Below are 14027 nucleotides of genomic sequence, written 5' to 3' on the forward strand. Positions count from 1 at the left end.
GGGGCTGCCTGGTTTTTTCGCGCGCGATTGATCCGCCAGGCAAAAGCCTGATAGCTTCTGCCAACTTGCAAAAGCGCCGGCTCACGGGTCGAACCTGATGAAATCTTTTCACCCTTTCACCGGGCTTATGGCGCTCGGCCTGCTGCTGCTCTCGCTTGCGCAGGCCTCAGCTCAGCTTTTCGAGACCAAGGCCGCGCAGGTCTTCATGATCGATGCCGAAACCGGAACCGTGCTGTTTTCCAAGGACGCCGACAGGTTGATCCCGCCGGCCTCGCTGGCCAAGCTGATGACGATGGAAGTGGTTTTCGACGCCATCAAATCAGGGCGCATGACGCTCGATGACACCTTCGTGGTGAGCGAGAACGCCTGGCGCAAAGGCGGCGCTCCTTCGGGGACATCGACCATGTTCGCCAAGCTCAAGTCGACGATCCGGCTGGAAGACCTGATCCAGGGCGTGACCGTGCAGGCGGCCAATGACGGCTGTATCGTCATCGCTGAAGGAATGGCCGGGTCCGAAGCAAACTTCGCGGCGCAGATGACCGAGCGTGCCCGCCAGATCGGCTTGCAGAAATCGACTTTCGTCAATTCCACCGGTCTGCCGGCCGATGGGCAGCAAACGAGCGTTCGCGAACTCGCGCTTCTGGCGCTGCATATCTGGCGCAACTACCCGGATCTCTACCGCTATTACGGCCAGAAGGATTTTACCTGGAACAAGATTTCCCAGAGGAACCGCAATCCGCTACTGGCCATGGACATAGGCGCCGACGGGCTCGCGGTCGGTGCCAGCGAGCAATCCGGGTTCGGCATTGTCGGCTCGGTCAGCCACAACGGCACAAGGGTGATCGCGGCGATGAGCGGCCTGGCAAACGACCGTGAGCGTGCTGAGGAAGCGCGAAAGCTGCTCGACTGGGGCGTTCGCTCGTTCGAGAAGACTGAAGTATTCGCCAAGGACGAAGTGGTTGGCGAAGCCCAGGTCTTTGGCGGCGCCAAGTCCGGTGTCACGTTAAAGGCAAAAGGACCGGTGCAGATCTTCCTGCCGATCACCAACCGCGACAAGCTCACCGCCAGGATCGTCTATGACGGACCGGTGGCAGCGCCGGTGGAGGAGGGGCAGCCGGTGGGTACGCTGCGCGTCTGGATCGGCGATACGCTGAGCCAGGAGACGCCGCTGTTTGCCGCCGAGTCGATCGGTGTCGGTTCGCTGCCGCAGCGCGCGCTCGACGCCGCCAAGGAACTGGCCGTCGGCTGGCTGCGTTAGCACCGTCGCGGTGGACCTTTTTTCCCGCCGGGACTATACGGTCCCCGAAGTATGGACAAAGGCTTTGGCGCGCGGATTTTTCATCACTTTTGAAGGCGGCGAAGGAGCAGGCAAGTCGACGCAGATCGAGCGGCTGGCAAAGAAGATGCGCGCCAAGAAATACGATGTGCTGGTGACACGTGAGCCGGGTGGCTCGCCGGGCGCGGAGGCGGTCAGGCATGTCCTGCTTTCAGGCGCAGCCGAGCCGTTCGGCCCCAAGATGGAAGCGCTGCTTTTCGCCGCTGCGCGTTCCGACCATGTCGAACAGGTCATCCGGCCGGCAGTCGAGCGCGGTTCGGTCGTACTTTGCGATCGTTTCATGGATTCCTCGCGCGTCTACCAGGGCGTCACCGGCGGCCTCGACCCGGCATTCATGGACGCATTGGAGAAGGTCGCCATCAACGGCATGGTGCCGGACATGACACTGATCTTCGACATCGACCCCGCCGAGGGCCTGAGGCGCGCTACCGCCCGGCGGGGCAGCAGTGACGGACCGGACCGCTTCGAGAAAGAAACATTGGCCATCCACCAACGCCGGCGCGAGGCGTTTCTCGCGATCGCCTCAGCTGAACCCGAACGCTGCGTTGTCGTCGATGCCTCAGCCGACCTAGATGCGGTGGAGGATGTCGTTACCGCCGCGGTCTTCGCGGCTCTCGAGAGGATGATGCCGGCACAAAGAAGGCAGGCGGCGCCAGCATGATTTTCGAACGCATCGCGCCCGAACAGCACGACACGCTGGACGGGGTGCCCGAGCCATCCGAGACGCCGCGTCTTGTCGGTCACCTGCAGGCGGCCAACATGCTCGCCACCGCTTACCGCTCGGGAAAGCTGCCGCACGCACTGATCTTTGCCGGACCGGTTGGCATCGGCAAGGCGACGCTGGCCTTTCACCTGGCGCATCATCTGTTGAAGCACCCGGTCTTCGAGCAGGCGCCGGAAAGCCTTGCCGTTCCAGATCCGGCTTCGTCGCTGTTTCGACAGATCGCCACCGGCGCGCATCCTTCGGTGCTGCATCTTACACGCCCGGCGAACGACAAGACCAAGAGCTTCAAGACAGTGGTCACGGTCGACGAAATCCGCAAGGTCAGCCGTTTTCTGTCGCTGACCTCGCACGACGGCAGCTACCGGGTGGTTATCGTCGATCCCGCCGACGACATGAACACCAATGCTGCCAATGCCTTGCTGAAGAATCTTGAAGAGCCACCCGCGCGCACCTTGTTCATCCTCATCGTCCATGCGCCGGGCAGTCTGCTGCCGACGATCCGGTCGCGCTGCCAGATGGTGCGATTAGCCCCGCTCGATGCCAAGAGCTTGATGGCGGTTCTGGAGGGCATCGAGCCGCCGCCACCCGAGGATCCTGCGGCGCGCGCGGCGCTGGCGGAGCGGGCAGGGGGCAGCGCGCGCAACGCGATCCTGTTGACGCAGTATGGCGGGCTTGAAATCGCCGCCACCCTCGATGCCCTGGTGATGTCCAAAAAGATAGATGTCGCAGGCGCCTACCGTCTTGCCGAGGCGGTCGCCGGCCGCGACCAGGCAATCCCGTTCGAGATATTCAATCGCCGCGCGCTCGACCTGCTGTCGGCCGGCGCCAGCCAGGCCGCGCTCGCCGGCGATCTCGCGCGGGCCAAAACGCTGTCGGATACTTGGCACGAGGCTTTGAACGCTATATCTGAAACCGAGACCTACAATCTCGACAAAAAGCAGCACGCCCTAACCATGATCGACCGCCTGAATTCTGCAATGCGAATGTGACGGCCGCTGGCGTGGCTTTTGAAGCCCCTGAGCATTGATCCCAATCAATCGCAGGAACTTCGAAGCCACCGCATTGGCCTCGGATGGCAATTGCCGTTTCGATGCGATATCTCACCGCGACATCTTTCATTCAGACATTCATGACGGCTCATCCATGTCACGCGAAAAATACTACGTCACGACGCCGATCTTCTATCCGAACGGAAAGCCGCATATCGGCCATGCCTACAATGTGATCGCCAGCGACACGCTTGCCCGCTTCCAGCGGCTCGACGGCAAGGACGTCTTCTTTGTCTCGGGGACCGACGAGCACGGCTTGAAGATGCAGCAGACGGCGGACGCCGAAGGCCTGACGCCGAAGGCGCTTGCCGATCGCAATTCGGCGATCTTCCGTTCGATGCTCGAAGCGACCGGCTGCTCGAACGACGTTTTTATCCGAACGACCGAGGACCGGCACTACAAGGCCTGCCAGGCGATCTGGACACGCATGGCTGAGAATGGCGACATTTACCTCGACCGCTACAGCGGCTGGTATTCGGTGCGGCAGGAAGCCTATTTCGACGAGGCCGAAACCAAGGTCGGCGACGACGGCGTGCGCCGCGAACCGCTCGGCTCGCCTGTCGAATGGACCGAAGAAGAAAGCTATTTCTTTCGGCTTTCCGCCTATCAGGACAGGCTGCTCGCACTGTACGAGAACAGCCCGGAATTCGTCGGGCCGGCGGAGCGGCGCAATGAAATCGTCAGCTTCGTCAAATCCGGCCTCAGGGATCTGTCCATCTCGCGCACCACGTTTAACTGGGGCGTGCCGGTCCCGGGCGACGACAAGCATGTGATGTATGTCTGGGTCGATGCACTGACCAACTACATCACCGCTGCCGGTTATCCGGATCCGGCCAGCGAGAGATGGTCTTTCTGGCCTGCAAACGTTCATGTCATCGGCAAGGATATCGTGCGCTTTCACGCGGTCTACTGGCCGGCTTTCCTGATGTCGGCTGGCATCGAATTGCCGAAGCGCGTGTTCGCGCATGGTTTTTTGTTCAACCGCGGCGAGAAAATGTCGAAGTCGGTCGGCAACGTCATCGACCCGTTCGCCATGATCGAGCACTACGGTCTCGACCAGGTGCGCTATTTCTTCCTGCGAGAAGTGCCGTTCGGTCAGGACGGTAGCTACAGCCATGATGCGATCGTCAACCGCACCAATGCCGACCTTGCCAACGATCTCGGCAATCTGGCGCAGCGCTCGCTGTCGATGATCGCCAAGAACTGCGGCGGCGTGGTGCCGAAGCGTGGCGAATTGAGCGACGCCGACAAGGCGATCCTCGATCAGGCAGATGCCGCCCTTGTCACGGCGCGCAGGACGATGGCCGACCAGGGCATCCATTTGGCGCTGGCGGCGATCTTTGGCGTGGTGGCCGAAGCCAACCGCTATTTCGCCGGGCAGGAGCCATGGGCGCTGAAGAAGACCGATCCGGCACGCATGGAAACGGTGCTGTGGACGACGGCTGAGGTGATCCGGCGTGTCGGATTGCTGTGCCAGCCCTTCATTCCAGGCTCGGCGGCAAAGCTGCTCGATCTTTTGGCAGTGCCGGCGGACAGCCGCGACTTCGCGCATGTCGCCGAAGCTCATGCGCTGGTGTCCGGTACGGCACTGCCGGCGCCGGAACCAGTATTTCCACGCTATGTCGAGCAAACGGATACAAGCGCCTGATGCTGGTCGACAGTCACTGCCATCTCGACTTTCCGGATTTCGCCGAAGAGCGGGCGACCATCGTCGCCCGCGCCCTCGCGGCCGGCGTCGGCCGTATGGTGACGATCTCGACGAGGGTGAAGCGATTTAGCCAAGTGCTTGAGATTGCAGAGACTGTCGATGAGGTCTATTGCTCGGTGGGCACCCATCCGCACAATGCGGCGGAAGAGCTTGACGTCACTGTCGATGATCTGGTGCGGCTCTCTGCTCATCGCAAAGTGGTGGCGATCGGCGAGGCCGGGCTCGACTATTTCTACGATCATGCGCCGCGCGACGCACAGGCTCAGGGCTTTCGCACCCACATCGCCGCGGCGCGCGTGACCGGTCTGCCGCTGGTCATCCATTCGCGCGACGCCGACGACGACATGGCTGACATCCTCGAAGAAGAAACAGGGAAGGGCGCCTTCCCCTTCATCCTGCACTGTTTTTCGTCTGGGCGCAGGCTAGCCGAGATCGGTGTCGCGCTCGGCGGCTACGTTTCGTTTTCCGGTATCCTGACCTTCAAGAACTCCGCCGAGCTGCGCGCCGTCGCCGCCGATGTGCCGCGCGACCGTCTGCTGGTCGAAACCGACGCGCCATACCTTGCGCCGATCCCGTTTCGCGGCAAGCGCAATGAGCCCGCCTATGTCGCGCATACAGCCAAGGTGCTGGCCGAGACGATCGGCTTCAGCGAGGCCGAGATCGCTGATATCACCACGGATAATTTCTTCCGGCTGTTCAGGAAAATGCCGCGCCCGAGCGCGCCGGGCGCCTGACGCATGAGCGACCGGTTACGTCTTACCGTCCTCGGCTGCGGCTCATCGCCGGGCACGCCACGCATCACCGGCGACTGGGGCAGTTGCGATCCCGCGAACCCCCGGAACCGGCGCACGCGCACCGCAGCGCTCGTCGAGCGGATCGCGGCGAATGGCGTCCGGACCACGGTCGTCATCGACACCGGCCCGGATTTCCGCGAGCAGATGCTGCTGGCATCGGTCAGGCGCATCGATGCGGTGGTCTATACACATCCGCATGCCGACCATATCCACGGCATCGACGATTTGCGCGGCTTCGTACTGGAGCAGCGCCACCGGATCGACATCCATGCCGATCAGGCCACCATGCTGCGCTTACGCGAGGCGTTCCGCTACTGTTTCGAAACACCGAAAGGCAGTTCGTATCCGCCGATCGTCAACGCCCATATCATCGACCACGACAGGCTGGTGGTGATCGAGGGCGAGGGCGGCGCCCTCACCCTCGAACCGCTGGTGCAGCTTCATGGCGACATCACCTCGCTGGGTTTCCGCATCGGCGGGCTGGCTTATTGCCCTGATGTCAGCGACTTTCCGGACGCGACCGCCGAGCGTTTGCGCGGGTTGGACGTGCTGGTCATCGACGCGCTGCAATACACCGTCCATCCGAGCCATCTGTCGCTTGGCCAGGCGCTTGGCTGGATCGAAAGACTGGCGCCGAAGAACGCGGTGCTGACGCATATGCATGTGCCACTCGACTACGCCACGGTAATGGCCGAGACGCCGGCCAACGTCGAGCCTGCTTATGATGGCATGACGATCGAAATCCCTTACGAATCAGCGTGAAGGATCGAGTTTTTACGGTTGGGTTTCTGAGTGGGGTCTCAATTCTCGCTCTAAAAGCGGCCCAGCGGCTCGCTGGTGCCACTTCCACGCCACATCCTTATCCGCCATTTCAGTTCCATAATCTATCTTATGCGACTGGTGCGCGCGGGAGTTCCACATCCCGCTGCCGACGGCCAGGCGCGAAGATTCGCAACCGGCATGCTAGGGTTGCGAATCATGAAGCGACTTTGGCTCTTCACAAGTTTCGTCCTCACCCTCGCCTGCGCGCTCACTGGCGCGCGAGCGCAGGACCTTGATCGTGCGCCAGGCGAGAACGACCTGGCTTTCGCCAAACGTGTTGTTGGGTTCGCCGACAATGCTGATCCGCACACCACAGCCGTGAGTTGGAGCGGCCTCCAGACACTCTTCGTCGATTACCAGACCGCTGAGGACTATCCGGAACGCCCGCTCGTCGCGCTGCAACGGCTAGCTGACAACAGATATCGCGCAATCCAGGTCACGATCGGTGAACAAGAGGGCGACACACCGGACATAGCGCTCGGCCTCGCCAACGCCGACCACGACCCGGCAAAGGAACTGATCGTGATACTTTCCTGGGCTCAGATGCACTACGATGTCGAAGGAACGCTCTACGAAGTTCGCATCTTCGACGGTCCAAAGCCAGGCCAGAAGGCGCTGACTCAATTGAAAGCGACCCGGAAGTTCGACGCCACATGCGACTGCCATTGGCGCGACGGCACAACGAAGCACTTCCGCTTCAAGACGATCGCAGCGGTCAAGACTGAACTGAAGCGCCTGGGTTATTAGCCGCCGGCGAGGGCTCGCTTCCCGGATGCTGCCCTCGCCATCTCGCCTATGCTGACCCGCAATCGTCACCAGCGCCGGCACAGGCACAGTCTGGGTCGCTCGTCAGAACTCCATATCACCGAAGTCACCGCCATTGTCGGAGCTGGCATCGCCTGCCTGATCGGCTTCGTCCGGCTGCGGCGTCGGCTGTTCAGCTGCCTTCGCTTCGCTGCCGCCAAACATGCCGGCGATCGCGTTGCCGAGCAGCACTCCGCCGGCCACGCCCATCGTGGTCTGCGCAGCGCCAGCAAGAAAACCGCCGCCTGCCCGCTGTGGCGTGTCCTGCGACCCTTCAGTTGCAACGGAGGCGGCGCGCCCTACCCGCGGAACCGAGCCTGAGCGCCTGCCGCCGCTGCGGCCGAAGAAGCTGCTGAGCGGTCCACCGCTGGCGGGCTGCTGCGCCTGCTCTTCCAGTTCTTCGATGCGTGCCTGAGCTGCGTTCAAGGCCTGCTCCTGCACCACGATCGTCTGGGCCATGTAATATGGCGCGCCAGGCTGCTGACCGATCTGATCCTGGATGAAGCGCTCTGCTTCCGCATCGCGCGGCGGCGCCTGGCGCTCGACATTTGCCAACTTCTCGAAGAGGTGTCCGATCGCCTGTTGATCGTTTCTGTCCATGATATCCGCCTCCGGTCGTGGTCCGACGCCGGCTATTCGCGCTCGCCGGTGAAGTTCAACAGCAGTTGGAAGATGTTGATGAAGTTCAGATAGAGCGAGAATGCACCGAAGACAGCGAGCTTCTGCTGTGATTCCGCACCGAAGTTTTCCGCATACTGCTCCTTGATAGTCTGGGTATCCCAGGCGGTGAGGCCGATGAAGACGGCGATGCCGATCACCGAGATCGCAAACTGGAGCGCGGTCGAGCCCAGGAAGATATTGACGATGCTGGCGATCACCACGCCGATCAGGCCCATGATCAGGAACGACGAGAACTGCGTCAGGTCGCGTTTGGTCGTGTACCCGTAAAGGCTGGTCGCGCCGAACATGGTGGCGGCGATGAAGAAGGTGCGTGCGATGCTGGTGCCGGTAAAGACCAGGAACACGGAAGCCAGCGACAGCCCCATGACCGCGCAGAATGCCCAGAACATCGCCTGGGCGCCGGCCGCCGACATCGTCTGCATCCGGAACGAGAACAAGAGCACAAAGGCCAGTGGTGCCAGCATAACCACCCATTTCAGCGGTGTGGAGAAGATCGGCACGTAAAGCGCGGGTGTGGAAGCCACCACGAACGCGATCACGCCCGTAACGACGAGGCCAAGGCCCATGTAGTTGTAGACGCGCAGCATGTGCCGGCGCAGGCCTTCGTCGTAGACGGCTCCGGCTCGGGCTCCGGCCCCGATATATCCGAGATTGTTCATTTGGTTCTCCTTCTTGAAGGTCGATCAGTAAAGCGTCTTGGCGAGCGATTCGGCCGTGAGATCTATGCCTTGGATATCTCTACGTGCGACGACCGCGTAGGCGACCTCGCCGATCTGGAAATAAGCTGAGGAAACATCGCCCGAGGGAACGACAGTCGGCTTGACGACGTCGAATGTCCCGGGCCTGGTTGCGAACAACGAGACCAGCCCCATCTCTTTCGTCTCGACAGCCATCTCGACGCTCGGGCCGAACTGCGATGGGTAGATCTGCACGTCGCGGACCGTCCAGTCCGCTGGCAGCGATGGCATAATGATCGCCGTCGCGGCGCGAATTTCGTCGGCATTGTAGCCGGGCGCTTCGGGTTGCGACGACATCGCCTCGCGCACGAGCGTCGTGCGGTGCGCCCGGACCGCGTCCTCCACATAGGCGGGCGGATGGGTCGAAGCGACGACTTCCGTCACCGATATCGGTCCGATGAGCCCGTTCGCAAGCCAGCCGGCGGCGACGAAGACAGCGACTGCCGCCGCTCGCTGCAAAGCACCAAGGACGCGGCCGCGCGCCAATCCCCGCTCCAGCCGCCGTGCAGCATCGGCCGTCGCGGGCCGCGCCATGCCTTTCGATCCGGCAAGCGCCACGCGCAATTCGTCACGCATCCGCAGGTCGGACATCACCCGCGCGGCCGCCTCCGGGCGGGCCGAAAGGAACGCCTCCACCTCGATGCGACGCGCCACGTCCAGCTGATCGTCGACATAGGCGTCAAGATCGGTGTCGGTCACGGGATCGCGCAGTTGGTTCATCATCGACCTCCGACGATCTTCAGATGGCCTTTCGCCCGTGCCGGTGCCGCGTCCTCCATCTCGCGGAGTGCCGCACGTGCCCTGCCGATGCGCGACATCAGCGTGCCAAGCGGCACGCCGCTAACCTCGGCTGCCTCGCTGTAGCTGAGCCCCTCGATGGCGACGAGATGCAGCGCGCAACGCTGCTCTTCCGGCAATGTGAAAAAAGCGTCGCGCACCTGTGCCAGACGGACCGAATGTTCCTGCGCAGCCTGGACGCTGGCCTCGGCGAGATAGCCGGCCTGTTCGATGCGCATTGCTTCGGATTTGCGGGATCGCAAGCCGTCGATGAACGCGTTGTGGACGATCGACAGCAGCCATACGCGAAGGTTTCCGCCGGAGCGGAAGCTGCCGCGTCGCTCATAGGCACGCACCAGCGCATCATGCACCAGATCCTCTGCATCGGCGCTGTCGCGTGTCAGCGAGCGTGCATAGCGGCGCAGTGAACCGAGCTGTCCCAGAATGTCGAAGCGTGGCATCGGCCGTTTCATGTCCTGTTTACGGAGCAGGTCGGAATTTTAATCCCGCTCTCCCCGAATTTTTCGGCTCGCCGCGCTCTCTCTGGGAGATATCGCGCCTACCCTCGCCCGGCAGATAGTATCGGCCCGCCCTCGAGGCAAACCGACGCCGAGTTGGCGCATATCAAACTGCTGGCAAAGCACGGCCGGTTTGCGTATCACTCCGCCGCCAACGGAAACTTATCGATGTTCGAAAATCTCCAGCCCGCGCCTGCCGACAAGATCCTGGCCTTGATCGGCCTCTATCGCGCCGACCCGCGTCCCGACAAGGTCGATCTCGGGGTCGGCGTCTATAAGGATCGCGACGGCAAGACGCCGGTGATGCGCGCGGTGCGCGAAGCCGAAAAGCGGTTGCTGCAGGGCCAGGATACCAAGACCTATCTCGGCCTTGCCGGGGATACCGCCTTCAACGCGGCGATGGCCAGATTGGTGTTCGGCCCAGCCGCCGACATGACGCGCATTCGTGCGGCACAGGCGCCCGGCGGCTCCGGCGCGCTGCGGCTGGTGGCAGAGCTACTGAAAAGGACTCGCACCGACGCGATGGTCTGGCTGTCGGATCCGACATGGCCGAACCACACGCCGGTGATGCGCGCCGCTGGCCTGCAGACACGCGAATATCCCTATTTCGACGCTGCTTCTGGTGCGGTTCGCTTCGACGACATGCTGAATGCATTGAGAACCGCCAATCCTGGCGACGTCGTATTGTTGCATGGCTGTTGCCATAACCCGACGGGCGCCAATCTAGAAATCCCGCAATGGGCTGCCATTGCCGATCTTGTCGTTGAGCGCGGCCTGCTGCCCTTTGTCGACATCGCCTATCAGGGCTTTGGCGACGGGCTTGATGCGGATGCCGCCGGCTTGCGCCTTCTGGCGGCAAAAGTTCCGGAAATGGTCGTTGCCTCGAGCTGCTCGAAGAACTTTGCCGTCTATCGCGACCGAGTCGGTGCAGCGCTGATCATGGCGAAAGACGGCGCGCAGGCGGATTTGGCGATGGGCCAGATGCTGTCGGCGGCACGTGCCATGTATTCGATGCCGCCGGACCACGGCGCGGCGGCGGTGCGCATCGTGCTCGAAGACCCCGCATTGCGTTCCGATTGGGAGGCAGAGCTTGAAGAGATGCGGCTGCGCATGCTGCGGCTGCGCGTCCAGTTCTCCGAGGCGCTGCGCCGGCAGTCCAACTCCGACCGTTTCGATTTCGTCGCCAGCCATCGCGGCATGTTTTCCCGGCTCGGCCTGTCGGAAGCGCAAGTCGAGCGGCTGCGCGCCGAGCATGGCATCTACATGGTCGGCGACAGCCGCATCAACGTTGCCGGGCTGCCCGAGGACGGCATGGATGCGCTCGCCAAGGCGATCGTCTCCGTGCTCGACTGATGCTTTTGCTAACTAGGATCTTCCGGAAACCGGCTTCCACTTTCGTATCATGGTCTGGCGGCCCATCTGTGGACAAGGCGCCCTCACCGGCTGAAGCCGTTGGCCGCACAGCCGTGTACAGGATAGCGTTTCCCAGATGAAACCCTCGAAAGACATTTCCCGGCTGATCGAGATCATGGCAGCGCTGCGGGCGCCGGAAACCGGTTGCCCGTGGGATATCGAGCAGGGCTTTTCGACAATCGCGCCATACACGATCGAGGAAGCCTACGAAGTGGCGGACGCCATTGCGCGCGGCGATCTCGACGATCTGCGGGACGAGCTTGGCGATCTCCTGCTGCAAGTGGTCTACCACGCGCAAATGGCCGAGGAGGCCGGCGAATTTTCATTCGGCGATGTGGTCCAGGCCATCACCACAAAAATGATCCGCCGCCATCCCCATGTCTTCGGCGACGACAAGGCGCGCAGCGCCGGCATGGCCAAGGGCATGTGGGAAAAGATCAAGGCAGAGGAAAAGGCGGAGAAGCGCAGTGCGCGCCTCACCCGTGGGCTCGACCCGGAAGACCATGGCAAGGGCTTTCTCGACAGCGTGCCGGTCGCGCTGCCCGCGCTGACCCGGGCGCTCAAGCTGCAGGAAAAGGCCGCCCGCGTCGGCTTCGACTGGAGCGAGGCGGCACCGATCCTCGAAAAGATAGAGGAGGAGATCGGCGAATTGCGCGAAGCGCTCGCCAAAGGCGACAGCGCGCCGATCAAGGATGAGTTCGGCGACATGCTGTTTGCGATCGTCAATCTCGGCCGGCACCTCAAAATTGATTCCGAAGCGGCACTCAGCGGCACCAACGAAAAATTCCGGTCGCGCTTCCACTATGTCGAGCGGACGCTGCAAGCGTCGGGAAACAGCCTAGAAGAGGCGACGCTGGACGAGATGGAAGCGCTCTGGCAGCAAGCAAAAAGCGCGAAGTAAAGGTCCCTACCCGCTGTTTTGACGTCGCAATCGGCTTTCGATCTCCTGCCGGGCGCTGTGCGTGGCCTTGAGCGCGATGGTCACGCTGCCATCCTCATTGTCATCACGCGAGGCGATGTCGCCGTTGCGGTAAAGCCAGTCGACGACGGCGAGTTGGTCGGGCTTGAGCGTGACGGTGAACGTCTCCAGTTCGCCCGACATCATCGTCTCGATGATCGCCTTCAGCGCATCGATGCCCTCGCCGGTCACTGCCGATATGGCGATTGGCGGTGCCTTCTTGCCGTCAGCACCATCAGCAAGCAGCCGCGCCCGGTTGCCCTCGTCGAGCCGGTCGATCTTGTTCCATACTTCGATGACGCGCTTGCTATCGCGGGCATCGACGCCGAGATCGGCAAGGATGCGCTCGACATCTTCGGCCTGCGCGGCCGTATCGGGATCGGAGATGTCGCGCAGATGAATGACGAGGTCTGCCTCGACCACTTCCTCCAGCGTCGCCCTGAAGGCCGCGACCAGATGTGTTGGCAGGTCGGAAATGAAGCCTACCGTGTCGGAAAGGATGATCGGCGTACCGTGCGGCAGGCGCACGCGGCGCAGCGTCTGGTCGAGCGTGGCAAACAGCATGTCTTCGGCCAGCACCCCTGCTCCGGTCAGCCGGTTGAACAGCGTCGACTTGCCGGCATTGGTGTAGCCGACGATCGCCACCACCGGAAATGGCACCTTCTTGCGCTTGGCACGGTGCAGGTCGCGGGTGCGGCGCACGGTTTCGAGCTCGTGCTTCAGCTTGGTGATCTTGTCCTGCAGCACACGCCGATCCGACTCGATCTGGGTCTCGCCAGGACCGCCGAGAAAGCCGGCGCCGCCGCGCTGGCGCTCGAGGTGGGTCCAGCTTCGGACAAGGCGGCCCTTCTGGTAGTTGAGATGGGCAAGGTCGACCTGCAGCGTGCCTTCTTTGGTGCGGGCGCGCTCGCCGAAAATCTCCAGGATCAGCCCGGTGCGGTCGAGCACCTTGGCGTTCAACTCTTTTTCGAGGTTGCGCTGCTGTACCGGGGTCAGCGGATGATCGACAATGACCACTTCCGCGTGGCCCTCTTTGACGATCTCGGCGAACTCCGCGACCTTGCCGCTGCCGAGCAGGGTCGCCGGACGTGGATCATTGACGGTCACCACCGCCGTGTGGACCAAGTCAAGGTCGATGGCGCTGGCGAGGCCGACCGCCTCGTCGCGACGGGCCTCGGCGGAACGGGTCAGGCGCGGACGATTGGTATCGTCGTCGCCACGCGGCTGCCGGGTAAGCACCGGCACGATGACCACCGCCCGGGTCCGGCCGTTGGCCTCTGTCCCGGTCTGATGTGCTGGTTTTCCGCGAACGCTGCGGTCCGCGTCTTTCTCACGTGCCAATCAGGCGCCCTGGCTTTCCTCACCATCGAACATCTGAACCGGCTGGCTCGGCATGATCGTGGAAATAGCGTGCTTGTAGACAAGCTGGGAATGGCCGTCGCGACGCAGCAGAACGCAGAAATTATCGAACGAAGTGACCACGCCGGTCAGCTTCACGCCGTTGATGAGAAAGATGGTGAGTGGGTTTTTGCTCTTGCGAACTGAATTCAGGAACAGGTCCTGAAGATTTTGCGATCGTTCCGCCATTGTTCTTGTCTTTCGCCGATCCCCTTCGGTTTGCAGGCCAATGCGCCAAATTAGCCGGCACATGTCAAGCACGCAAACACCATCTTGCCGTCAGTAACGACAAGCAGAACGAGATATAT

At 62.4% G+C, this 14027-nt stretch carries 15 protein-coding genes; 9 read left to right on the forward strand and 6 right to left on the reverse strand.

Features of this window, described 5'->3' with window-relative positions:
* The first annotated feature begins 127 nt into the window (after positions 1-127).
* The 7 genes from NKH50_RS03955 (at position 128) to NKH50_RS03985 (ending at position 7180) form a co-directional block, all read left to right on the forward strand.
* Entirely contained in the window at positions 128-1258 is a 1131-nt protein-coding gene (locus NKH50_RS03955; RefSeq protein ID WP_352876916.1) for a D-alanyl-D-alanine carboxypeptidase family protein, read from the forward strand.
* 64 nt (positions 1259-1322) lie between these two features.
* On the forward strand, positions 1323-1997 hold the full coding sequence (tmk, locus tag NKH50_RS03960) for a dTMP kinase (RefSeq protein WP_352448921.1): 675 nt from the start codon (positions 1323-1325) through the stop codon (positions 1995-1997).
* Positions 1994-3049 (forward strand): DNA polymerase III subunit delta', encoded by a 1056-nt coding sequence (locus NKH50_RS03965; protein ID WP_352876789.1) that lies wholly within the window; start codon positions 1994-1996, stop codon positions 3047-3049. Before tmk ends, NKH50_RS03965 begins: the two co-directional genes overlap by 4 nt.
* A 121-nt stretch (positions 3050-3170) precedes the next feature.
* Positions 3171-4757 (forward strand): methionine--tRNA ligase, encoded by a 1587-nt coding sequence (metG, locus tag NKH50_RS03970; RefSeq protein ID WP_352704073.1) that lies wholly within the window; start codon positions 3171-3173, stop codon positions 4755-4757.
* Entirely contained in the window at positions 4757-5551 is a 795-nt protein-coding gene (locus NKH50_RS03975) for a TatD family hydrolase (protein WP_352876791.1), read from the forward strand. Before metG ends, NKH50_RS03975 begins: the two co-directional genes overlap by 1 nt.
* Positions 5552-5554: 3 nt before the next feature.
* Positions 5555-6373 (forward strand): MBL fold metallo-hydrolase, encoded by an 819-nt coding sequence (locus NKH50_RS03980; RefSeq protein WP_352703967.1) that lies wholly within the window; start codon positions 5555-5557, stop codon positions 6371-6373.
* A gap of 216 nt (positions 6374-6589) precedes the next feature.
* Positions 6590-7180 (forward strand): hypothetical protein, encoded by a 591-nt coding sequence (locus NKH50_RS03985; RefSeq protein ID WP_352703968.1) that lies wholly within the window; start codon positions 6590-6592, stop codon positions 7178-7180.
* A 102-nt stretch (positions 7181-7282) separates the two neighbouring features.
* Here NKH50_RS03985 and NKH50_RS03990 read toward each other — a convergent pair whose 3' ends face one another.
* The 4 genes from NKH50_RS03990 to NKH50_RS04005 are packed head-to-tail and all read right to left on the reverse strand — an operon-like array spanning position 7283 to position 9905.
* Positions 7283-7837, reverse strand: coding sequence for a DUF2076 domain-containing protein (locus NKH50_RS03990; RefSeq protein ID WP_352876794.1), 555 nt, complete (start codon positions 7835-7837; stop codon positions 7283-7285).
* A 32-nt stretch (positions 7838-7869) separates the two neighbouring features.
* Positions 7870-8577, reverse strand: a complete 708-nt coding sequence (locus NKH50_RS03995) for a Bax inhibitor-1/YccA family protein (protein WP_254817208.1) — start codon at positions 8575-8577, stop codon at positions 7870-7872.
* Between the two features lie 24 nt (positions 8578-8601).
* Positions 8602-9375, reverse strand: coding sequence for an anti-sigma factor family protein (locus NKH50_RS04000; protein ID WP_352876797.1), 774 nt, complete (start codon positions 9373-9375; stop codon positions 8602-8604).
* On the reverse strand, positions 9375-9905 hold the full coding sequence (locus NKH50_RS04005) for a sigma-70 family RNA polymerase sigma factor (protein ID WP_352876799.1): 531 nt from the start codon (positions 9903-9905) through the stop codon (positions 9375-9377). The genes NKH50_RS04000 and NKH50_RS04005 overlap by 1 nt, the downstream gene beginning before the upstream one ends.
* A gap of 213 nt (positions 9906-10118) precedes the next feature.
* Between NKH50_RS04005 and NKH50_RS04010 the strand changes: the two genes are divergently transcribed.
* Entirely contained in the window at positions 10119-11303 is a 1185-nt protein-coding gene (locus tag NKH50_RS04010) for an amino acid aminotransferase (RefSeq protein WP_352876801.1), read from the forward strand.
* 136 nt (positions 11304-11439) lie between these two features.
* Positions 11440-12264: a nucleoside triphosphate pyrophosphohydrolase gene (gene mazG, locus NKH50_RS04015; RefSeq protein WP_352507406.1), complete on the forward strand. Its 825-nt coding sequence runs from the start codon at positions 11440-11442 to the stop codon at positions 12262-12264.
* A gap of 6 nt (positions 12265-12270) precedes the next feature.
* On the opposite strand, the gene hflX is transcribed toward mazG, so the two are convergent.
* Complete coding sequence (gene hflX / locus NKH50_RS04020; protein WP_352876803.1) at positions 12271-13662, reverse strand: GTPase HflX; 1392 nt, start codon at positions 13660-13662, stop codon at positions 12271-12273.
* The gene (gene hfq / locus NKH50_RS04025) at positions 13663-13908 is read right to left on the reverse strand and encodes an RNA chaperone Hfq (RefSeq protein WP_006202172.1); all 246 of its coding nucleotides are present in this window, start codon (positions 13906-13908) and stop codon (positions 13663-13665) included. It lies immediately after the preceding gene.
* Positions 13909-14027: the final 119 nt, after the last annotated feature.

Source organism: Mesorhizobium sp. M1027 (genome assembly GCF_040318745.1).
GTDB lineage: Bacteria > Pseudomonadota > Alphaproteobacteria > Rhizobiales > Rhizobiaceae > Mesorhizobium.